This window comes from Streptomyces sp. 2131.1, assembly GCF_900105515.1.
GTDB classification, from domain to species: Bacteria; Actinomycetota; Actinomycetes; order Streptomycetales; family Streptomycetaceae; genus Streptomyces; species Streptomyces drozdowiczii.
Genome location: NZ_FNSY01000001.1, coordinates 5,852,496 through 5,873,457 on the forward strand (window position 1 = coordinate 5,852,496; position 20,962 = coordinate 5,873,457).

19 protein-coding genes are annotated in these 20,962 nt (G+C 72.5%); 14 read left to right on the forward strand and 5 right to left on the reverse strand.

The features are described 5' to 3' along the window. Positions 1–4: 4 nt before the first annotated feature. Positions 5–541 (forward strand): arginine repressor, encoded by a 537-nt coding sequence (locus tag BLW14_RS26390; RefSeq protein ID WP_018524159.1) that lies wholly within the window; start codon positions 5–7, stop codon positions 539–541. A 7-nt stretch (positions 542–548) separates the two neighbouring features. Here BLW14_RS26390 and BLW14_RS26395 read toward each other — a convergent pair whose 3' ends face one another. Both BLW14_RS26395 and BLW14_RS26400 read right to left on the reverse strand, forming a co-directional pair. Continuing rightward, on the reverse strand, positions 549–1,256 hold the full coding sequence (locus BLW14_RS26395) for a L,D-transpeptidase family protein (protein WP_177154103.1): 708 nt from the start codon (positions 1,254–1,256) through the stop codon (positions 549–551). A gap of 62 nt (positions 1,257–1,318) precedes the next feature. After that, positions 1,319–1,912: a pyridoxamine 5'-phosphate oxidase family protein gene (locus BLW14_RS26400; protein ID WP_093709654.1), complete on the reverse strand. Its 594-nt coding sequence runs from the start codon at positions 1,910–1,912 to the stop codon at positions 1,319–1,321. 138 nt (positions 1,913–2,050) lie between these two features. Here BLW14_RS26400 and argH point away from each other — a divergent pair, with 138 nt between their 5' ends. From argH to BLW14_RS26420, 4 genes are all read left to right on the forward strand, one after another. Next, a complete protein-coding gene (argH, locus tag BLW14_RS26405; protein ID WP_177154104.1) occupies positions 2,051–3,484 on the forward strand; it encodes an argininosuccinate lyase in 1,434 nt (477 codons plus the stop codon). A gap of 65 nt (positions 3,485–3,549) precedes the next feature. After that, positions 3,550–4,521, forward strand: a complete 972-nt coding sequence (locus BLW14_RS26410; RefSeq protein ID WP_093709656.1) for an aldo/keto reductase — start codon at positions 3,550–3,552, stop codon at positions 4,519–4,521. 71 nt (positions 4,522–4,592) lie between these two features. Next, positions 4,593–5,144: a TetR/AcrR family transcriptional regulator gene (locus BLW14_RS26415; RefSeq protein ID WP_093709657.1), complete on the forward strand. Its 552-nt coding sequence runs from the start codon at positions 4,593–4,595 to the stop codon at positions 5,142–5,144. After that, positions 5,141–6,685 (forward strand): MFS transporter, encoded by a 1,545-nt coding sequence (locus BLW14_RS26420; RefSeq protein ID WP_093709658.1) that lies wholly within the window; start codon positions 5,141–5,143, stop codon positions 6,683–6,685. The genes BLW14_RS26415 and BLW14_RS26420 overlap by 4 nt, the downstream gene beginning before the upstream one ends. 68 nt (positions 6,686–6,753) lie before the next feature. Here the strand turns inward: BLW14_RS26420 and BLW14_RS26425 are convergent, their stop codons facing one another. Then, complete coding sequence (locus BLW14_RS26425) at positions 6,754–7,425, reverse strand: lysophospholipid acyltransferase family protein (RefSeq protein ID WP_093709659.1); 672 nt, start codon at positions 7,423–7,425, stop codon at positions 6,754–6,756. Positions 7,426–7,659: 234 nt separating this feature from the next. Here BLW14_RS26425 and BLW14_RS26430 point away from each other — a divergent pair, with 234 nt between their 5' ends. Then, positions 7,660–8,817, forward strand: a complete 1,158-nt coding sequence (locus tag BLW14_RS26430; RefSeq protein WP_093709660.1) for a glycerophosphodiester phosphodiesterase — start codon at positions 7,660–7,662, stop codon at positions 8,815–8,817. Positions 8,818–9,021: 204 nt separating this feature from the next. Then, complete coding sequence (locus BLW14_RS26435) at positions 9,022–9,528, forward strand: GNAT family N-acetyltransferase (protein ID WP_093709661.1); 507 nt, start codon at positions 9,022–9,024, stop codon at positions 9,526–9,528. A 24-nt stretch (positions 9,529–9,552) separates the two neighbouring features. Here the strand turns inward: BLW14_RS26435 and BLW14_RS26440 are convergent, their stop codons facing one another. Further along, positions 9,553–9,990 carry a hypothetical protein gene (locus BLW14_RS26440; protein WP_093709662.1) on the reverse strand — a complete coding sequence of 146 codons (438 nt, stop codon included), beginning with the start codon at positions 9,988–9,990 and terminating at the stop codon, positions 9,553–9,555. 2 nt (positions 9,991–9,992) lie between these two features. Then, positions 9,993–10,352 (reverse strand): hypothetical protein, encoded by a 360-nt coding sequence (locus tag BLW14_RS26445; protein WP_018524170.1) that lies wholly within the window; start codon positions 10,350–10,352, stop codon positions 9,993–9,995. A 594-nt stretch (positions 10,353–10,946) separates the two neighbouring features. Here BLW14_RS26445 and BLW14_RS26450 point away from each other — a divergent pair. From BLW14_RS26450 to cobA, 7 genes are all read left to right on the forward strand, one after another. After that, entirely contained in the window at positions 10,947–12,011 is a 1,065-nt protein-coding gene (locus BLW14_RS26450) for a methionine ABC transporter ATP-binding protein (protein ID WP_093709663.1), read from the forward strand. Next, on the forward strand, positions 12,008–12,676 hold the full coding sequence (locus BLW14_RS26455; protein WP_093709664.1) for a methionine ABC transporter permease: 669 nt from the start codon (positions 12,008–12,010) through the stop codon (positions 12,674–12,676). Before BLW14_RS26450 ends, BLW14_RS26455 begins: the two co-directional genes overlap by 4 nt. A 72-nt stretch (positions 12,677–12,748) precedes the next feature. Beyond that, positions 12,749–13,609, forward strand: a complete 861-nt coding sequence (locus BLW14_RS26460; RefSeq protein WP_093709665.1) for a MetQ/NlpA family ABC transporter substrate-binding protein — start codon at positions 12,749–12,751, stop codon at positions 13,607–13,609. Positions 13,610–13,728: 119 nt separating this feature from the next. Further along, the gene (locus tag BLW14_RS26465; protein WP_093709666.1) at positions 13,729–14,406 is read left to right on the forward strand and encodes a GNAT family N-acetyltransferase; all 678 of its coding nucleotides are present in this window, start codon (positions 13,729–13,731) and stop codon (positions 14,404–14,406) included. 130 nt (positions 14,407–14,536) lie between these two features. Continuing rightward, positions 14,537–15,772, forward strand: a complete 1,236-nt coding sequence (gene cbiE, locus BLW14_RS26470) for a precorrin-6y C5,15-methyltransferase (decarboxylating) subunit CbiE (protein WP_093709667.1) — start codon at positions 14,537–14,539, stop codon at positions 15,770–15,772. A 331-nt stretch (positions 15,773–16,103) separates the two neighbouring features. Beyond that, on the forward strand, positions 16,104–19,421 hold the full coding sequence (cobT, locus tag BLW14_RS26475) for a nicotinate-nucleotide--dimethylbenzimidazole phosphoribosyltransferase (RefSeq protein ID WP_093709668.1): 3,318 nt from the start codon (positions 16,104–16,106) through the stop codon (positions 19,419–19,421). Between the two features lie 232 nt (positions 19,422–19,653). Then, positions 19,654–20,904 carry a uroporphyrinogen-III C-methyltransferase gene (gene cobA / locus BLW14_RS26480; RefSeq protein WP_093709669.1) on the forward strand — a complete coding sequence of 417 codons (1,251 nt, stop codon included), beginning with the start codon at positions 19,654–19,656 and terminating at the stop codon, positions 20,902–20,904. Positions 20,905–20,962: the final 58 nt, after the last annotated feature.

The window sequence follows — 20,962 nt, forward strand, 5'->3', positions numbered from 1 at the left end:
GACGATGACCGAGGCGCAGGAACCCGAGTTCGGCGGGCCGTCGGTGCCGCAGACCCGCACGGCGCGCCACCGCCGGATCGTGGACATCCTCAACCGGCAGCCGGTGCGCTCGCAGAGCCAGCTGGCCAAGCTCCTCAGCGACGACGGGCTGAGCGTCACCCAGGCGACGCTCTCCCGGGACCTGGACGAGCTGGGCGCGGTGAAGATCCGCAACACCGGCGGCGAGCTGATCTACGCGGTGCCGAGCGAGGGCGGATTCCGCACCCCGCAGGCCCCGCTGGGCGGCTCCGCCAAGGAGGAGCGGATGCGCAGGCTCTCGGCCGAACTACTGATCTCGGCGGAGGCGTCGGCCAACCTGGTGGTGCTGCGCACGCCGCCGGGCGCCGCGCAGTTCCTCGCCTCGGCCATCGACCAGGCCGAGCTGCACGACATCCTCGGCACCATCGCGGGCGACGACACGCTCATGCTGATCAGCCGCGACCCGGCCGGCGGGCAGGCCCTCGCCGACCATCTGCTGCGGCTCGCGCAGAACGAGCGTTGAACGAGCGTCAGTAGCGGGCGATCGCGGTCGCGCCGGAGACGGTGCCGATCGCGATGTGCGGGTCGCGGGCCGGGTCGGCCCAGGCCAGGATGCGGTCCATCGCGTCCGCCGGTACGGAGACGCAGCCGGCGGTCGCGCCGCGCCCGTTGACGTGCAGGAAGATCCCGGCGCCCCGGCCGCGCACCGGCCGGTCGTAGTTGAAGGCGATGACGAGCGCCCGGGCGTACTGCGTGGGGTACGCGGTGATCTGCTCGGACTCCGAGGCCCGGCAGTCCGGGGGCAGCGGCTCGGCCCAGCGGTTGTAGGCGCGCGCCTCGTTGTCCTCGCACCACCAGGACCTGGCGGTCGCCCGCCGGTACGGGAAGCGGGTGCCGGCGGGCGCGGCCTCGACCCCGAAGGCGTACGGCAGGCCGTAGATACCGGTCGGCGTCGTGTACGTGCCCTGTGTGCGGGTGGTGCCCTCGGTGAGCCCCTTCGAGCCGAACCGCGCGACGGCGGTCCCGGCGGGGCTCCACCTCCCGTCGCGTAGGTCCCACCAGGTGAGGGTGCCGACGGTGGACGAGGTGGAGTCCGCCGTGGCGGTGATGAGCTGGGTGCCGCCGCCCGTGTCGGCGAGCCGCGTCGGCAGCGGGGCGGTGACCAGCGGCGGCCGGCCGGCCCCGACGACGGTGCCGAGGGCCAGCAGGACGGCGGCGGTCGTCACGAGTCTTCGCATGCCACGGACTGTAGGCCGCCCGGCGCCCCGTCACCCGGAAGCGCGGTCGGCGGCTGCGCCGTTCAGGGCGTGGGCGGCATCGCCGGCAGGGGCAGGGGGAGTCCCGGCAGTCCGTCGATGCTGGTGGCGATGTGCTCCTTCTTCTCGAAGTAGGCGCTCAGCGAGGTGTCGTCCTCCCGTGCGAAGCGCTGCCCGTGCAGTGTGCGGTCCCCGTCGTACGTCATGAAGGGGACGCCGTAGCCGCAGGTGTCCCGGATCAGTTCGGCCGTGACCACGATGACGGCCCGAAGGCCGTGCGCGGAGGCGTCGACCCCGGCGAACCGGCCGAGGAGTTCCGGGAAGCGGGGGTCGTCGCGGAAGACGGGCTCGCCCCGGCCGTGCACCCGCACGATGTTCGGCGGGCCCTGGAAGGCGCACCACATGAGGGTGATCCGCCCGTTCTCGCGCAGGTGGGCCACCGTCTCGGCATTGCTCCCGGCGAAGTCCAGGTACGCCACGTGCCGCTCGTCCAGCACGGCGAAGGAGCCGCTGACGCCCTTGGGGGAGAGGTTGACCGTGCCCTCCCCGTCCAGCGGCGCGGTCGCCGTGAAGAACACGGGCTGCTCCTCGATGAAGGTCCGCAGCCGGCCGTCGATGCGTTCGTATGTTTTCCCCATGGGGCGAGTATCGACGGCGGTCCCCGGAGTGCCGACGGAATTTCACCTCGCGAGACGGCCTCGATCGGCATCGCTTTGACAAGGCATGCAGACCTCTGCATAGTTATGCCTAACAGTGGCACTTCCGAGGAGCACGCAGTGAGCAACGGCAACGGCAACGGCGACGTACGTCTCTGGGGCGCCCGCTTCGCCGACGGACCGGCCGAGGCGCTGGCCCGGCTGTCCGCGTCCGTCCACTTCGACTGGCGGCTCGCGCCGTACGACATCGCCGGCTCCCGTGCCCACGCCCGTGTCCTCCACAAGGCGGGCCTGCTCACCGAGGACGAACTGAACCGGATGACCGCCGGGCTCGACCAGCTCGAAGCGGACGTGGCCGACGGCTCCTTCACCGGCACCATCGCCGACGAGGACGTGCACACCGCCCTGGAGCGCGGCCTGCTGGAACGGCTCGGCCCCGACCTCGGCGGCAAGCTCCGCGCCGGCCGGTCCCGCAACGACCAGATCGCCACGCTCTTCCGGATGTACCTGCGCGACCACGCCCGCGTCATCGGCGGCTTGGTCGCCGACCTCCAGGACGCCCTGGTCGGTCTCGCCGAGGCCCACCCGGACGTCGCCATGCCCGGCCGTACGCACCTCCAGCACGCCCAGCCGGTGCTCTTCGCCCACCACGTCCTGGCCCACGTCCAGTCGCTGTCCCGGGACGCGGAGCGGCTGCGGCAGTGGGACGAGCGGACCGCCGTCTCGCCGTACGGCTCCGGCGCGCTGGCCGGGTCCTCGCTGGGCCTGGACCCGGAGGCGGTCGCGGCCGACCTCGGCTTCGAGCGCGGTTCGGTGGGCAACTCCATCGACGGCACGGCCTCGCGGGACTTCGTCGCCGAGTTCGCGTTCGTCACCGCGATGATCGGCGTCAACCTCTCCCGGATCGCCGAGGAGATCATCATCTGGAACACGAAGGAGTTCTCCTTCGTCACCCTGCACGACGCCTTCTCCACCGGCTCCTCGATCATGCCGCAGAAAAAGAACCCGGACATCGCCGAACTCGCGCGGGGTAAGTCGGGCCGGCTCATCGGCAACCTCACCGGCCTGATGGCCACGCTCAAGGCCCTGCCGCTCGCGTACAACCGCGACCTCCAGGAGGACAAGGAGCCGGTCTTCGACTCCTGCGACCAGCTGGAGGTCCTGCTCCCCGCCTTCACCGGCATGATGGCGACGCTCACCGTCAACCGGGAGCGCATGGAGGAGCTGGCCCCGGCCGGCTTCTCGCTCGCCACCGACATCGCGGAGTGGCTGGTCAAGAAGGGCGTGCCGTTCCGCGTCGCCCACGAGGTCGCCGGCGAGTGCGTCAAGGAGTGCGAGCACCACGGCATCGAGCTCGACGAGCTGACGGACGAGCAGTTCGCGAAGATCTCCGAGCACCTCACCCCGGAGGTGCGCACCGTCCTCAACGTGGCTGGTGCCCTCGCCTCCCGCAGCGGGCGCGGCGGCACCGCCCCCTCGGCCGTCGCCACTCAGCTGGCCGAGGTCAAGGCGGACCTCGCCGTGCAGCACGCCTGGGCGGACGCGCACAAGTAGTCGCCGACGCATCGCGGGCTACGTTGGAGGGTAGGCGCGTCCTGCCCGACGACGAGGAGCCCGCCATGCCGTTCGCCCGACTGTCCGAAGCGACCACCCCCACCGCCCACATCGGTCTCGGCCTGGCCGCCGTCGGCCGGCCCGGCTACATCAACCTCCACCGCGACCGCGACCTGCCGGCCGACCGCTCGCCCGACGCCCTGCGCGACCGTACGCACGAACTCCTCGACGCCGCCTACGCGCAGGGCGTCCGCTACTTCGACGCCGCCCGCTCCTACGGGCGCGCCGAGGAGTTCCTGGCCGGCTGGCTGACCGCGCACCCCGAGGCGGACGACGTCGTCGTCGGCAGCAAGTGGGGGTACACCTACACCGCCGACTGGAGCCTCGACGCCGAGACGCACGAGGTGAAGGACCACTCCCTCGCCGCGTTCGAACGCCAGCGTGCCGAGTCCGCCGCCCTGCTCGGCGACCGGCTCGACCTCTACCAGATCCACTCGGTGACCCCGGACAGCCCGGCGCTCACCGACAAGGAACTGCACGCCCGCCTCGCCGAACTGGCCGCCCAGGGCGTCAGTGTCGGTGTCTCCACGAGCGGGCCCGCCCAGGCCGAGGCGATCCTCGCCGCCCTCGCCGTCACGGTCGACGGCGCCCCCCTCTTCCGTACCGTCCAGGCCACCTACAACGCGCTGGAGACCTCGGCGGGGCCCGCGCTCGCCGAGGCGCACGCGGCCGGGCTCACCGTCATCGTCAAGGAGGGCATGGCCAACGGCCGGCTTGCCGGGGAGCAGGCGCCCGCCGTGGTCCGGGAGATCGCCGACGAGGAGGGGCTCGGCAGCGACGCGGTCGCGCTGGCCCTGGTGCTGCATCAGCCGTGGGCCGGGGTCGTGCTCTCCGGCGCGGCCACCGCCGCCCAGCTCTCCGGCAACCTCCACGCGGCCGTTCCCGTACTCGACGAGGAACGGCGGGCCGGGCTGGACGCCCTGGTCGAGGAGCCGGAGGCGTACTGGCGCCACCGGGCTTCGCTGCCCTGGAGCTGAGCCACAGGGGGACGTCGGACAGCACTCACCCGAATGAGACATTGCTGTCTCATTCGGGTTAGTGTCGTCTCATGACTCTTGATCGTGAGCAGGTGCTGCGCAGCGCCGCCGCCCTGCTGACCCGCAGATCCACCGCCACCATGGACGAGGTCGCCAAGGCGGCCGGTATCGGGCGCGCCACCCTGCACCGGCACTTCTCCGGGCGGGACGCGCTGGTGAGGGCGCTGGAGGAGCTGGGCATCCAGGAGTTCGGGGCGGCGCTCGACGCCGCCGCGATGGACGAGGGCACCAGCGAGGAGGCGCTGCGCCGGTTCGTCGTCGCCGTCGAGCCTAGCGCCGGACTGCTGTCGTTCCTCGTGACCGAGAACCAGCTCTTCGAGGGCGACGACCAGAACGCCGGCTGGGACCGGCTGGACGCCCGCGTCGCCGCCTTCTTCCGGCGCGGCCAGGAGCGCGGCGAGTTCCGCATCGACCTGACCCCGGCCTGGCTCACCGAGGCGCTGTACGGACTCATCGGCACCGGGGCGTGGGCCGTTCAGGCGGGCCGGGTGGCCGCGCGGGACTTCCCGTACATGATCGTCGAGTTGCTGCTCGGCGGCGCACGCCGGAGCGTGGAGCAATGAGCAGCGTCGAAGAGCAGCCGGAGCCCCCCGTCGAGCCGTACCGCCCCGGGCGGTGGATCGCGCTGGCCGTCCTCGTACTCGCCGTGCTCCTTGTGGCCGTCGACGCGACCGTGCTCGGCCTGGCGACCCCGTTCCTCAGCGAGGACCTGGAGCCGACCGGCACCCAGCTGCTCTGGATCGGTGACGTCTACTCGTTCGTCATCGCCGGGCTCCTGGTCTCCATGGGCAGCCTCGGCGACCGCATCGGCCGCAAGAAGCTGCTGCTGTGCGGCGCCACCGCCTTCGGCGCGGTCTCCGTGCTCAACGCGTACGCGCACACGCCCGAGATGATGATCGTGGCGCGGGCCCTGCTCGGCGTCGCAGGCGCCACCCTGATGCCGTCCACCCTCGCCCTGATCCGCAACCTCTTCCACGACCCCCGCGAGCGCAGCCTCGCCATCGGCATCTGGGGCGCGATGGCCTCGGCCGGCGCCGCGGTCGGGCCGGTCGTCGGCGGCTTCCTGCTCGAACACTTCTGGTGGGGCTCGGTCTTCCTGATCAACCTCCCCGTCATGGCGGTGCTCGTCGCGGTCGGCATCAAGATGATCCCCGAGTCGAAGAACCCGGCGCCCGGCCCCTGGGACCTGCCGAGCGTGGGCCTCTCCCTGGTCGGGATGATCGGGGTCGTCTACGCCATCAAGGAGATGGCCGCCCACGGCGTGAGCTGGACCTCCGCCCTGGTGGGCGTCGCCGGGCTGCTGGCGCTGATCTGGTTCGTACGCCGTCAGTTCCGGCTTACCGCGCCGCTGCTTGACATGCGGCTCTTCCACCACCGGGGCTTCTCCGGCGCGGTCCTGGCCGACCTGCTGACCATCCTCGGCCTGTCCGGGCTCGTCTTCTTCCTCTCCCAGTTCCTCCAGCTGGTGCAGGGGCGCGGTCCGCTGGAGGCCGGGCTCGCCGAACTGCCCGCCGCCGTCGGCGCCGTCACCGCGGGCCTGCTGGCCGGCACGGTCGCCCGGCGGTTCACCGTACGGGTGGTGGTGTCCGGCGGGCTCGGCGCGATCGGCGTGGCGCTGGCCGCGGTCGCCGCCGTCCACCGGGACACGGCCTACCCGCTGATCGGCGCGCTGCTCCTGATCGTCGGCGTCGGCGCGGGCTTCGCGTTCACCGTGACCTCGGACGTGATCCTGTCCAGCGTCCCCAAGGAACACGCCGGTTCCGCCTCCGCGGTCTCCGAGACGGCGTACGAGCTCGGCGCCGCCCTCGGCATCGCGCTGCTCGGCTCCATCGTGACCGGGGCCTACAAGAGCTTCCAGGCCCCGCCCGGCACCCCGACGGCCGTCTCGGACGCCGCGCACGAATCGCTCGGCGGCGCCGTGGAGTCCTCGCACCTGCTGCCGCCGCACGAGGCCCACGAACTGGTCTCCTCGGCCCAGGACGCCTTCGTGGACGGGCTGCACCTCGCCTCGGTCGTCGGCGCGATCGTGCTCCTGGTGACGGCCGCCGCCGCCTGGTTCCTGCTGCGCGGGCAGGAGCTGGAGGAGGGCATCGTCCACGACTAGCCCCGGCCCCGGACACGCGTGAGGGCCCGCCCCCGGACCGGGGACGGGCCCTCACGTACGTCAGCGGATCAGGCCGCCTTCGCCTTGGTCGCGTACATGTCGACGTACTCCTGTCCGGACAGCCGCATCACCTCGGCCATCACGGAGTCCGTCACCGCCCGCAGCACATAGCGGTCGCGGTCCATGCCCTCGTACCGGGAGAACTCCATCGGCTCACCGAAGCGCACCGTGACCTTGCCCGGCCGGGGCAGACCCGAGCCGCCCGGCTGGAGCTTGTCGGTGCCGATCATCGCGAACGGCACCACCGGCGCACCCGTCATCAGCGTCAGCCGCGCGATGCCCGTACGGCCCCGGTAGAGCCGGCCGTCGGGGGAGCGGGTGCCCTCCGGGTAGATCGCGAAGGCCTTGCCCTCCTCCAGGATCCGCCGGCCCGTCATCAGCGCCGCGACACCGCCGCGCCCGCCGTCGCGGTCCACCGGGATCATGCCGACGCCCGTGAAGAACCAGGCCATCAGCCTGCCCTTGATCCCCTTGCCCGTGACGTACTCGTCCTTGCCGATGAAGAACACCGGCCGGTCGCAGCAGATCGGCATGATCATCGAGTCGATGAACGTGAGGTGGTTGCCCGCCAGGATCACCGGCCCGGAGCCCGGGATGTTCTCGATGCCCTCCATCCGGGGACGGAACATCAGGCGCAGGATCGGTCCGAGCACTGCCTTGATGAGTGCGAGACGGGACAACGCTTCCTCCGGTGTAGTGGCCGGGCCGGCCGGGGTGACGGATTGTAAAGGTCCATGCAGGTGAGGACGATACTCGCGGGTACCGGCCGATCGCACGTCGGGTTCACGCATCGGATACACCGTGTTGACATGTGTTCGCGCCATGTTCGTCCAGGTGCCGCCCCCGTGACCGTACCCGTGCCTACGCTCGATCCTCGCTCGACAGGTGCCGTACATCACATGCGAGGAGCATTTATGACAGAGCGTGCGCAGGCCGCGCCGGGACGACGGACCGTCATCGGGGCGGGGGCGGCCGCCCTCACGACCGCCGCCCTGGGCGTCACCGCAACGGCGCAGGCGGCCGACCGCAACGGCGGACACGGCGGCCACCGCCTCGACCTGCCCGTCCCCACGGTCATCGGCCACCGGGGCACCAGCGGCTACCGTCCCGAACACACCCTGGGCTCCTACCAGCTCGCTCTCGACATGGGCGCGCACATCATCGAGCAGGACCTCGTCCCGACCCGCGACGGCCACCTCGTCTGCCGCCACGAGAACGACATCACCGCCACCACCGACGTCTCCGCGCACCCCGAGTTCGCGAACCGCAGGACCACCAAGAGCGTCGACGGCGTCTCCCTCACCGGCTGGTTCACCGAGGACTTCACCCTCGCCGAGCTGAAGACGCTGCGCGCCAAGGAGCGCATCCCGGCCAATCGCCAGAAGAACACGCTCTACGACGGCCGCTGGGACATCCCCACCTTCGAGGAGGTCCTGCGCTGGGCCGACCGCGAGGGCCGCCGCCGCGGAAAGCCCGTCTGGCTATACGTCGAGACCAAGCACCCCACCTACTTCCGGGGCCTCGGACTCGGCCTGGAGGAGCCGCTCGCCAAGCTGCTGCGCCGCTACGGACGGCACCGCGCCCAGTCCCCGCTGATCCTCCAGTCCTTCGAACCCGGCAGCGTCCAGCGCCTGGCCGGGCTCGTCGCCACCCCGCGCATCGTCCTGCTCTCCGGCACGGGCACCCGCCCCTGGGACTTCGAGGTGTCCGGCGACCCGCGCACCACGGACGACCTGGTGAAGCCGGCCGGCCTGAAGTGGATGGCCTCCTTCGCCCAGGGCATCGGCCCCACCCTGGACCTGATCATCCCCAAGGACGCCGCCGGCCGGCTCACCGAGCCCACCACCCTGGTGCGCGACGCCCACACGCAGGGCCTCGTCCTGCACCCGTACACGATGCGCAACGAGAACACCTTCCTGCCCGCCGACTTCCGGCGTGGCACCGATCCCAACGCGTACGGGGACGCCTTCGGCGCATTCGCCGCGTACTTCGCGACCGGGATCGACGGGATCTTCTCCGACAACCCGGACACCGCCCTGCTCGCGGCGGCGGACTTCACGGCGAAGCGGTAGGACGGCGGACCCGACTCCCCGTCAGCGACTCGCTTCCGTCACATCGCAGGGGAGTTGGGTATGTCACAGGGGAGTTTGGTCCTCATCCGTTCCCGATGCCTTGGATGTCTGCGCAGAATGCTCGCGGCGGAGGTTGTCGCTCCTCGACCGTGGGCAAGGAGCAGTGGACAACCGGCGGATCAGGTGAGCGGGAGGCATGCGCACATGGGCATGAGCGTGATCATCTCGGCGGCGGGCACGCACGACGCCGAAGAGATTCTGAAGCTGCAGTACCTCTGTTTCCAGAGCGAGGCGGAGCTGTACGGCAATTACCGCATCGACCCGCTCGTCCAGACCCTCGACTCGGTCCGCGCCGAGATCGCGGAGGACCTGGTGTACGTGGCCCGGCTCGGCGACGAGGTCGTCGGCTCGGTACGCGGCTCGACCGACCAGGAGGGCACGGGCCGGATCGGCCGGCTCTGCGTACACCCGCGCCTCCGCGGCCACGGTCTCGGCGCCCGGCTGCTCGGGGCGGCGGAGGCGGGCCTCGCCGACGAGCGCGCCGCCATCCGCTTCCGGCTGCACACCGGCCACCGCAGCGAGGCAAACCTGAGGCTCTACCAGCGCGCGGGCTACGCCGCCGTGGGCAACGCACCCGGCAGCGACGGGGTCATGATGATCCTGCTGGAGAAGGAGGCCCCGGCCCCGGCCGCCTACGTGGCCAGCGCCTGACCGTACGGGCGCCGCGCCCTGCCGTTACGCGGTACGGGCGCGGCGCAGCCACATCATTCCGGTGACCGGCAGGATCACCGGAATGAACAGGTAGTCCCGGCCGCAGTACGACCACACGGTCGCATCGGCGAACGCGGACGGCTCCACCAGCGTCCACGTCCCCACCACCAGCACCCCGACCAGCTCCGCGGCGCAGCACACCAGCGCCGTCCGGCGGGCCCGTTCACCGCCGCGCACCAGCGAGTACGTGATGAAGCCGTAGACGAGCGCGGCGACCGCCGACAGCACATAGGCCAGGGGCGCGCGGCCGAAGTCCAGGATCATCTGGACGATCGAGCGGGACGCCGCCGCCACGGTGAACACGCCGTAGAACCAGACCAGGACGCGCCCGGGACCGGTGCCGAGGTCGAAGGGGCGCTTCTCGCCGCCGGCCGTCGCCTGCGTGGTGTCGGTGTCGGTCACGGTCAGCTTCCCCAGATGTCGTAGAGCCGTACTTCGAGGACGGCCAGGACGACCGCGCCCGCCGCCACCGTCACCGAACCCCAGCGGGTCCGCTCGCTCAGCGACAGGAACCCGGCCGCCGGCACGGCGAGGAACGCCCCCGCCAGATAGGCGATGAAGATGGTCATGCCTTGCTCGGGCCGCTCGCCGCGGGCCAGTTGAACGATCCCCACGACCAGCTGCGCCAGGGCCAGCAGCGAGACGACGGCCATGCCGATGAAGTGCCAGTCCTTGGTGGGCTGGTCCCGGTAGGCGGCGTATCCGCACCAGGCGGCGAGGGCGAGGGCGGCCGCGGCGACCGCGATCGTCAGGGCGTCGAGCATGAGCCGAGGGTATTACGGCGCGCCGGACCCGCCGCGTGCGCCCCCGGTTCGCCGCGGGAAGTGCGCCGGGGCGGTCGATCGTGGCCTTGACCACAGGGCGCGCCACCTCCGGGCGCCGGGGAATCGGCGACACCGGCCGCCTCATGGCTGCATAAGCGCAGGTCAGAGCGGCGTGGCCGAAAACGGTCGGCCGATACGGATCTGCCGCACCGCCCCATCCATCACTGTCCGCTATTCGGACAATCGGTCCGGTGGCAACCTCCCGTCTGTTTTACTTGTGCCCATGACCACGACGAGCAGCCGCACCCTTGCGACCGAGGCGATCACGACGCCCGGTGCTCGTTGTATGTGTCGAATGCGCGCCTTCTGAGGGCCCACGACCGAGCCTCGCGCCCCGAAGCGAGACCCACTTTCCCGGCGAGTCCGCACCCAGCGGAACGAGCCCGCACGGGCCCCGGCCCGCGGTGACCGCCGCGCCCGGCCGCCCCGGGAATCCGCTCGGAACGTCCGATCGAAACGTCCGGATCACCCCCGGACGCATGCCCCGTGCCCGGCGGACACCGCGCCGCGCACTCGACAGTGACGGAAACCCCTGTGATCACCACGACGGGCCTCACGAAGGTCTACCAGTCGCGCGACCGAGAGGTCACCGCCCTGGACGGCGTCGACCTGCACGTCCGCGAGGGCGAGGTGTACGGCGTCATCGGCCGCAGCGGCGCCGGTAAGTCCTCCCTGATCCGCTGCGTCAACCTCCTGGAACGCCCCACCTCGGGCACGGTGACCGTGGCCGGCCAGGACCTCACCGCCCTCGCGGGCCGGGGCCGCCGGGCCGGCAAGGAGCTGCGCGAGGCACGCAGTCGCATCGGCATGGTCTTCCAGCACTTCAATCTGCTGGCATCCCGCACCGTGCGGCGCAACGTCGAGCTCCCGCTGGAGATCCTCGGCGTCACCGGTCGCGAACGCTCCCGCAAGGCCCTCGAACTCCTCGACCTGGTCGGCCTCGCCGACAAGGCCGACTCCTACCCGGGCCAGCTTTCCGGCGGCCAGAAGCAGCGCGTCGGCATCGCCCGCGCACTCGCCGGGGACCCCAAGGTGCTGCTCTCCGACGAGGCGACCTCGGCCCTGGACCCCGAGACCACCCGCTCCATCCTCCAGCTCCTGCGCGACCTCAATCAGCAGCTCGGGCTCACCGTCCTGCTCATCACCCACGAGATGGACGTCGTCAAGACCGTCTGCGACTCCGCCGCGCTGATGCGGGGCGGCCGGGTCGTCGAGTCCGGCACCGTCGGCGAACTTCTCGCCACCCCCGGCTCCGAGCTGGCCCACGAGCTGTTCCCCGTCGGCGGCACCGCCTCCGCGCCGGACCGCACCGTCGTCGACGTCACCTTCCACGGCGAGGCCGCCGCCCGCCCGGTGATCTCGCAGCTCTCCCGTACGTACAACATCGACATCTCGATCCTGGGCGCCGCGATGGACACCGTCGGCGGCAGGCAGATCGGCCGCATGCGCATCGAACTGCCCGGCCGGTTCGAGGAGAACGTCGTCCCGATCGGCTTCCTGCGCGAGCAGGGGCTCCAGGCCGAGCTCGTCGACGGCGCGGACGCCGGGCCCGGCCCCGCAACCACCCCCGCACCGCTCACCAAGGAGGTGGCGAAGTGACCTGGTCCGAAATGCAGCCGCTGCTGACGCAAGGCACCGTCGACACCCTCTACATGGTGCTGTGGTCCGCCCTCGTCACCGTCCTGGTCGGGCTGCCGCTCGGCGTCCTCCTCGTCCTCACGGACAAGGGCGGCCTGCTGCAGAACACCCCGGTGAACAAGGTCGTCGGCGTGATCGTGAACATCGGCCGCTCGCTGCCGTTCATCATCCTGCTGATCGCCCTGATCCCCTTCACCACCTGGGTCGTCGGCACCTTCATCGGCCCCACCGCGATGATCGTGCCGCTCGCCGTCGGCGCCATCCCGTTCTTCGCCCGGCTCGTCGAGACGGCGGTGCGCGAGGTCGACCACGGGCTCGTCGAGGCCGTCCAGTCCATGGGCGGTTCCATCACGACGATCGTCCGCAAGGTCCTCCTCCCGCAGGCCCTGCCGTCCCTCGTCTCCGGCATCACCACCACCGTCATCGTGCTCATCGGCTACTCCGCGATGGCCGGCGCGGTCGGCGGCGAAGGACTCGGCTCCAAGGCCGTCACCTACGGATTCCAGCGCTTCGACAACCGCTTCATGCTGATCACCGTCGCGCTGCTGATCGTCATCGTGACCCTCGTCCAGCTGATCGGCGACCTCGCCGTCCGCCTGCTGGCCCGCCGCGGCCGCACCGCCTGACTCCCTCTCCCCATCAAGCCCGCACTCCTTGTCCGGGCGCTCCACCATCACCACCTGAAAGAGGCACTTTTCGTGCGTACCAGCATCAAGATCACCGCCGCCGCCGCGGCCACCACCGCCCTCGCCCTCGGCCTCACCGCCTGCGGCACGGACTCCGACCCGTCCTCCAAGAGCGGCACCGCCGCCGACAGCTCCAAGGCCCTCGTCGTCGCCGCGTCCCCGACGCCGCACGCCGACATCCTCGGCTTCGTCAAGAAGAACCTCGCCGACAAGGCCGGGCTCAAGCTGGAGGTCAAGGAGTTCACGGACTACGTCCTGCCGAACACCGCCACCGAGACCGGCCAGGTCGACGCCAACTTCTTCCAGCACCAGCCCTACCTGGACGACTTCAACAAGAAGAACGACACCCACCTGGTCTCCGTCGGCACGGTCCACCTGGAGCCCCTCGGCCTCTACTCCAAGAAGGTCAAGGGCCTCGACTCCATCAAGGCCGGCCAGACCATCGCCGTCCCCAACGACACCACCAACGAGGGCCGCGCGCTCCAGCTGCTCGCGCAGAACAACCTCATCACCCTCAAGGACGGCGTCGGCACCAGCGCCAAGCTGAGCGACATCACCGACAAGAAGGGCCTGGAGTTCAAGGAGCTGGAGGCCGCCACGGTCCCGCGCGCCCTGAACGACGTGGACGCCGCCGTCATCAACGGCAACTACGCCATCGAGGCCAAGCTCAAGCCCGCCAAGGACGCCCTCGTCCTGGAGAAGGCCGACGGCAACCCGTACGCCAACATCATCGCCGTGAAGAAGGGCAACGAGAAGGACCCCCGCGTCCAGAAGCTCGTGAAGCTCCTCCACTCCGACGAGGTCGAGAAGTTCATCGAGGACACCTACCAGGGCTCGGTCATTCCCGCCTTCGGTGACGCCGCCAAGTCCTGACCCGTAGCCAAGTCCCGTCCCGTACACGGCACTTGCCCAAGGAGCCTCGCACATCCCGCCCGGGGGTGCGGGGCTCCGCCGTGCGGACCCGGCCATGCGCGCCGTCCAGGTGATGCTGCATGCTGTGCATTTACACGGTCTTCGGCATGGAGCTGCGCATGACTTCCACCTTCCCGGACATCTCCATCAGCACGGACCGGCTGGTGCTGCGCCCATTCGACATGGCGGACATCCCCGCGTACATCGAGATGATGAACGACGAACTCGTCATCGCCTGGACCGGAGCGCCCCACCCCTACACCCAGGTCGACGCCGAACGCTGGGTGCGCAGAATCGCTCCCGCACACCGCACCAAGGGCGACGGGATCGCCCTGGCCGTCACCGAGTTCCTCACCCAGCGCCTCGTCGGCTCCGTACGGCTGCGCAACACCGACTGGCACACCCTCTCCACGGAGGCCGCCTACATCACCGCCCCCTGGGCGCGCGGCGAGGGATACGCCACCGAGTCCGTCCTCGCCGTCGCCCAGTGGCTCTTCCGCGACCAGGGCTTCGAGCGGATCGAACTGCGCACCGCCGCCGACAACACCGCCTCCCAGCAGGTCGCCCAGAAGCTCGGCTGCATCAGCGAGGGCGTCCTGCGCAACGCCCGCATAGCGCGCTCGCAGACGGAGGACGGAGGATGGACCGACATCCGCACCGACCTCATCGTCTGGGGCCTGCTCCCCGAGGACCTCGAAGGCGTCGCCGAACAGCTCGCCGACGCCGGCCCCTACGGCACCTACAACGACTGGAACTAGGGCCCTTCCTCTGGATCATGCCGGGCACCGGGGCCCCGGTGCCCCACGGGCGGGGACCGGGTAACCTCACCCTGCCTGCCTCCGGGCACCCCCGCCCCGCCTGCGACGACTCCAGGAGAATGACACCAAGATGGCCGACCGGGTCACAGTGATCGGCTGGGACGGCTCACCGCTGACCAGAGCGGCCACCGCCGCGCTCTCGGCCGCCACCCTGGTCGCCGGCGCCGCCCACCACCTCGCGCTGCCCGAAGTGCCCCGGAACGCCGAACGCATCCGCCTCGGCTCCGTCGACCTCGCCGCCCGCCGCATCGCCGGCCACCGCGGCAGCGCCGTCGTCCTCGCCGACGGGGACCCCGGCTTCTTCGGCGTCGTCCGCACCCTGCGCGCCCCCGCGCACGGCCTGGAGGTCGAGGTGGTCCCGGCGGTCTCCTCCGTCGCCACCGCCTTCGCCCGCGCCGGCATGCCGTGGGAGGACGCCCAGACGGTCGTCGCCCACCCCCGTACGCTGCGCCGCGCCGTGAACGTCTGCCGCGCCCACCACAAGGTCGCCGTCCTCACCTCGCCCGGCGCCGGGCCCGCCGAACTCGCCCTGCTCCTGGAAGGCGTCCACCGCACCTTCGTCATCTGCGAGGAGCTGGGCACCGACCGCGAACGGGTCACCGTCGTCACCTCCGACACGGCCGCCGACCACGTCTGGCGCGACCCCAACGTCGTCATCGTCATCGGCGGCGGCCCCGAGCGGCAGGAGGGCGCCTGGATCGCGGGCCGCCACCCCGCCTACCCCCAGGGCGTACGCGGCTGGGCCCTGCCCGCGGGCGCCTACCCCGACCCGGGCGCCCGTCCGGAGGGGGAGAGCGGCGAGGGCGAGGGCCCCGTCCTGCGCGCCGCCCAGCTCGCCCACCTCGGCCCCCGCACCGGCGACCTCGTCTGGGACATCGGCTCCGGCGGCGGCGCCCTGGCCGTGGAGGCGGCCCGCTTCGGCGCCGCCGTCCTCGCCGTCGACAGCGACCCGGCCGCCTGCGCCCGCACCACGGCCGCCGCCCGCGCCTTCGGCGTCCAGCTCCAGGTCGTCGAGGGCCGCGCCCCGCACGTACTGGAACGGCTGCCCGAACCCGACGTCGTACGCATCGGAGGCGGCGGCGTCCCCGTCGCCACCGCCGTCGCCGACCGCAAGCCGGAGCGGATCGTCACCCACGCCTCCACCCGCGACGAGGCCGAGGCACTGGGTGCCGCACTGGCCGAAAACGGCTACACGGTCGCCTGCTCGCTCCTCCAGTCGGTCGAACTCGACACGACCGCCTGGTCGGAGCGCGAACGCACGGTCGTCTTTCTGCTTTCCGCACTGCGTTCGGACCTTGCCCCCTGACCCGTCGGCAACCGGTGCGAGGTAGGCTGGCCGATCGTCGCACCGCTCCAGGACGTTCGTCGCTTCGTTCGTCAATGTCCGGAAAAGGGGATCGTTTTGGCCCCTGCTGTGGTACGGCAACACCCTGGGACGCGCAACGTGGCGCAGTCCACAGCGGGCCGTGGCGAAATGACCTGCCGCGGCGGCGAACGACCGCGAGAATGCAGGATGTCCGCGACCGATTCGTGCCGCGCGGCGCGCCCGCTCGTTCCACTGGACGAGCACCGCGTGCCGTGTCCGGGCGTCCCGGGCGCAGGGCCGAAGGAGCACTGACGATGGGCGAGGGGAACGCATGAGTGACACCGGCCGGATCCCGGGCGAGGGACTGCCGGAGAACGCGGGCACGGTGGAGCAGTCGGGCGTCCCCGCGCCGGACTCCTACACCTACCTCGAACCCTCCGCGCAGACCACCGAGGACGACGACCTCCTGCTGATGCCCAGCGCCCAGGGCGCCTGGGGCGAACCCCAGCCGGCGGACCGGGCCACGGGCCACTACGCGGACCCCGCGCAGGGCGCCTACCAGCCGCACTTCCACCCCCAGCCTGCCGACCCGGCGCACGCCCAGGGCCCCGTCCAGCTCCAGGAGCAGGTCCCGGCGTACGCGATGCACCAGGCCGCCGCCGAGCCGCTGCCCGGGACCGGCCCCGGCGCCCACGAGTCCGGAGGCCGCGATTCCGGCTCCGTCGACCTCGGTGCCGTCCGCATCCCCTCACCGGCCCCGCAGCCCCAGCCCGCCCCCGTCCGCCGCCCGCTGCACCGCGGACCGGCCTCGCCCGAGCCGTCCTACGGCGGTACGTCGGGGGCCGGCGTAGTCCGCTCCCTGGCCGACCGCGGCCCGGCCGGAGCGCCGCCCCAGGCCGCCGCCGCCCGCCACGCGGGCCCGGCGACGGCCGAACCCGAGTACTTCGACCCGCAGCCCGTGCAGCAGCCCCTCCCGGGCCCGCAGCTCGGCGAGATCCCGCCGCAGAACGCGTGGTCGGCGCAGGCGTCGACGCCGGCAGCAGAAACGGTCGCTCCGGAAGCGGTGGCGGCCGGGGCCGCCGGACTGGAACCCGCGCCCGCGCCGTCCGAGCCTGCTCAGGCCGAGGCCACGGCTGAGGAGCCGGTCGCCGTCGAGCCGGAGGCCGTGCCCGAGGCGCCCGCGGCGGAGGCGGTCGCGGCGGAGGCCGAGCCTGCCCAGACAGTCGTCGCTCCGGAGGCCGTGCCCGCGCCCGAGCCCGTGCCCGTGCCCGCGCCCGAGGCCGAACCGGCCCCGGAGCCGCAGGTCGCGGAGGCGGCGGCACGCGCGGAGGCGGTCGTCGCTCCGGAGGCCGTACCGGCGCCCGAGGCCGTGCCCGCGCCCGAGGCCGTGCCCGAGGCCGTACCGGTTCCGGAGGCCCCGGCTGCCGAGGTGACGGCGCCCGAGGTGGCTGCGGAGCCCGCACCGGCCGCCGAGGCACCGGCCGCCGACGCGGCGGTCACCGAGCCGGTCGCCGCACCGCTCGTGGAGCCCGCGCAGGTCGTGCAGCCCGAGCCCGCCCGGGCCGCGGAGTCCGCCCCGGTCGCGGAGCCCGAGCCCGCACCGGTCGCCGAGCCGGAGGCCGATGCCGTGGCCCAGCCCGAGCCGGTGGCCGTGCCCGAGCCCGTCGCCGCGGCGGACCCCGCACCGGCCCCGGAGCCCGAGCCCGCCCCCGTAGCCGCGCAGGAAGCCGCACTCCAGCCGGAGAAGGACGTCCAGGCCGTCGCCCCGCTCCCCGCGCCCGAGCAGTCGATACAGCCCGAGGTGTCCGCCCCGGAGCCGGAGTCGGGCCCCGAGGTCATCGAGACCCCGGACCTGAGCGACGAGGCGGAGCCCGTACAGCCCGAGGCGTCCGAAGAGGCGCCCACCACGCCCACCGCGCCGCCCGCCCCCGGCTACGACGACGCCGAGCGGGAGGCCGTCCTGCGGGTCATGCGGGAACGCCGTGACATCCGCAACGGCTTCCGCAGCGACCCCATCCCGCACGAGGTGCTGCTCCGCGTCCTGGAGGCCGCGCACACGGCGCCCAGCGTCGGGCACTCGCAGCCGTGGGACTTCGTGGTCATCCGGTCCGCCGAGACACGCCGCTCGATGCACGAGCTGGCGCAGCAGCAGCGCGAGGCGTACGCCAAGTCGCTGCCGAAGGCCCGGGCGAAGCAGTTCAAGGAACTGAAGATCGAGGCGATCCTCGACACCCCGGTCAACATCGTCGTCACCGCCGACCCGACGCGGGGCGGCCGCCACACCCTCGGCCGCCACACCCAGCCGCAGATGGCCCCGTACTCCTCCGCGCTCGCCGTGGAGAACCTCTGGCTCGCGGCACGGGCCGAGGGCCTGGGCGTGGGCTGGGTCAGCTTCTTCGACGAGCGCGAGATGGTGCGCGCGCTGGGGCTGCCGGAGCACCTGGAGATCGTGGCGTACCTCTGCGTGGGGTACGTGGACGAGTTCCCCGAGGACCCCGAGCTGATGCAGGCGGGCTGGTCCAAGCGTCGCCCGCTGTCCTGGGTCGTCCACGAGGAGACGTACGGCCGCCGCGCCCTGCCCGGCGAGGCACCGCACGACCTGCTCCAGGAGACGATCTCCAACATCCGCCCGCTGGACGCCAAGGCGCTCGGCGAGGCGTGGGAGCGCCAGAAGCGGATGACCAAGCCTGCCGGTGCGCTCGGCATGCTGGAGATCATCTCGGCGCAGCTGTCCGGGCTGTCCCGGATGTGCCCGCCGCCGATCCCCGAGCCCGCGGCGGTCGCGGTCTTCGCGGGTGACCACGGGGTGCACGCCCAGGGCGTCACGGCGTGGCCCCAGGAGGTCACCGGCCAGATGATCGCCAACATGCTCGGCGGCGGCGCGGTGTGCAACGCGTTCGCCTCCCAGGTCGGCGCCGAGGTCTGCGTGGTCGACGTGGGCGCGGTCGCGGAACTCCCCCCGATGCCGGGCCTGCTGCCCCGGAAGGTACGGGCGGGCACGGCGGACTTCACCACGGGGCCGGCGCTCACCCGCGAGGAGGTCCACGCGGCGATCGAGGTCGGCATCGAGACCGCCCGCGACCTGGTCGCGGCGGGCAACAAGGGCCTGCTGACCGGCGAGATGGGCATCGCCAACACCACGGCGTCGGCCGCGCTGATCTGCGTGTACACGGGGATGGACCCGGCCGAGGTAACCGGCCGCGGCACCGGCATCAACGACGAGATGCACGCCCGCAAGATCGACGTGGTCCGCCGCGCCCTCGAACTGCACCAGCCGGACCCGGCCGACCCGATCGGTGTCCTCGCGGCCGTCGGCGGCCTGGAGCACGCGGCGATGGCAGGCTTCCTGCTGGGCGGCGCATCGCTGCGTACGCCGGTGATCCTGGACGGCGTGAGCGCGGGCGCGGCCGCGCTGGTAGCCCGCGCGATCGCCCCGGAGGCGCTGGCCGCCTGCATCGCGGGCCACCGCAGCGCGGAGCCGGGCCATGTGGCGGCGCTGAACAAGCTGGGCCTGCGCCCGCTCGTCGACCTCGACCTGCGGCTCGGCGAGGGCACGGGGGCGCTGCTGGCGCTGCCGATCGTGCAGAGCGCGGCGCGTGCGATGCACGAGGTGGCGACGTTCGACTCGGCGGGCGTGACGGAGAAGTAGCGGCGCCGGTTTCGGGGGCGCTGCCCCCGTACCCTCGCTCCTCAAGCCCCTCGGTGCTTCAGGCGCGGGGTCCGGGGCAGCGCCCCGGTTTTGGGAAGGGGCGGGGAGGGGACAAGGCCCGCCGCAGGCGTCCCGGCGCACCCCGTATCGTGATCCCCGACCACCACGTCCACGCCGCTCCACCGCCGCAGCGGCCGCGCAGCCCGCACCGCCCCGAGGAGCCCGCACCGCCATGGCCGAGCACGCCGATCGCCCCGCCTACCCCGTCGGACTGCGCCTCAGCGGGCGCCGCGTAGTCGTCGTCGGCGGCGGCCAGGTCGCCCAGCGCCGCCTCCCCGCCCTCATCGCGGCCGGCGCCGACGTCACCCTCGTTTCCCCGTCCGCCACCCCGTCCGTCGAGGCGATGGCGGACGCCGGGGAGATCCGCTGGGAGCGCCGCCGATACGCCGAGGGCGACCTCACCGACACCTGGTACGCGCTCATCGCAACGGACGACGACGCGGCCAACGCGGCCGCCTCCGGCGAGGCCGAACGCACCCGTACCTGGTGCGTCCGCAGCGACGACGCCGAAGCCGCCACCGCCTGGACCCCGGCCACCGGCCGCAGCGAGGGTGTGACCGTCGCCGTGCTCACCGCCGGCGCCCACGGCCGCGACCCGCGCCACTCGGCGGCCGTCCGCGACGCGATCGTCGAGGGCCTGCGCGACGGCAGCATCGCCGCCCCGCACCACCGCACCCGGACCACCGGCGTCGCCCTGGTCGGCGGCGGCCCCGGCGACCCCGACCTGATCACCGTCCGGGGCCGCCGCCTCCTCGCCGAGGCGGACGTCGTCATCGCCGACCGGCTCGGCCCCCGCGACCTGCTGGACGAGCTCCCGCCGCACGTCGAGGTCATCGACGCCGCGAAGATTCCGTACGGCCGCTACATGGCCCAGGAGGCCATCAACAACGCGCTGATCGAGCACGCCAAGGCGGGCAAGGCGGTCGTCCGGCTCAAGGGCGGCGACCCGTTCGTCTTCGGCCGGGGCATGGAGGAGGCCCAGGCGCTCGCCGCCGAGGGCATCCCGTGCACGGTCGTCCCCGGCATCTCCAGCTCGATCTCGGTCCCCGGCGCGGCCGGCATCCCCGTCACCCACCGCGGCGTCGCCCATGAGTTCACCGTGGTCAGCGGGCACGTCGCCCCCGACGACGAGCGCTCGCTGGTCGACTGGGCGGCGCTCGCCCGACTGCGCGGCACCCTCGTCCTCCTGATGGCCGTCGACAAGATCGGCGCCATCGCCCGCGCGCTGGTCGAGCACGGCAGGTCGCCCGAGACCCCGGTCGCCCTCGTCCAGGAGGGCACGACGGCCGCCCAGCGCCGCGTCGACGCGACCCTCGCGACGGTGGCCGACCGCGTCGTCGCCGAGGAGGTCCGCCCGCCCGCCGTCATCGTCATCGGCGACGTCGTCGAGGTCGGCACGGACACCGCGCCGAGCGCCAAGTAACCAGTGCCGACGGTCCCACGGGACCGTCGGCCCCCACCGGACAAGGCAGCAGCAGAAC

Coding starts and splice junctions, on each gene's coding strand:
- BLW14_RS26395 (WP_177154103.1), bottom strand. CDS start 1,256: ATGCGAAGACTCGTGACGACCGCCGCCGTCCTGCTGGCCCTCGGCACC.
- BLW14_RS26420 (WP_093709658.1), top strand. CDS start 5,141: ATGAGCAGCGTCGAAGAGCAGCCGGAGCCCCCCGTCGAGCCGTACCGC.
- BLW14_RS26445 (WP_018524170.1), bottom strand. CDS start 10,352: ATGCTCGACGCCCTGACGATCGCGGTCGCCGCGGCCGCCCTCGCCCTC.
- cobA (WP_093709669.1), top strand. CDS start 19,654: ATGGCCGAGCACGCCGATCGCCCCGCCTACCCCGTCGGACTGCGCCTC.
- BLW14_RS26435 (WP_093709661.1), top strand. CDS start 9,022: ATGGGCATGAGCGTGATCATCTCGGCGGCGGGCACGCACGACGCCGAA.
- cbiE (WP_093709667.1), top strand. CDS start 14,537: ATGGCCGACCGGGTCACAGTGATCGGCTGGGACGGCTCACCGCTGACC.
- cobT (WP_093709668.1), top strand. CDS start 16,104: ATGAGTGACACCGGCCGGATCCCGGGCGAGGGACTGCCGGAGAACGCG.
- BLW14_RS26465 (WP_093709666.1), top strand. CDS start 13,729: ATGCTGTGCATTTACACGGTCTTCGGCATGGAGCTGCGCATGACTTCC.
- BLW14_RS26410 (WP_093709656.1), top strand. CDS start 3,550: ATGCCGTTCGCCCGACTGTCCGAAGCGACCACCCCCACCGCCCACATC.
- BLW14_RS26400 (WP_093709654.1), bottom strand. CDS start 1,912: ATGGGGAAAACATACGAACGCATCGACGGCCGGCTGCGGACCTTCATC.
- BLW14_RS26415 (WP_093709657.1), top strand. CDS start 4,593: ATGACTCTTGATCGTGAGCAGGTGCTGCGCAGCGCCGCCGCCCTGCTG.
- BLW14_RS26390 (WP_018524159.1), top strand. CDS start 5: ATGACCGAGGCGCAGGAACCCGAGTTCGGCGGGCCGTCGGTGCCGCAG.
- BLW14_RS26430 (WP_093709660.1), top strand. CDS start 7,660: ATGACAGAGCGTGCGCAGGCCGCGCCGGGACGACGGACCGTCATCGGG.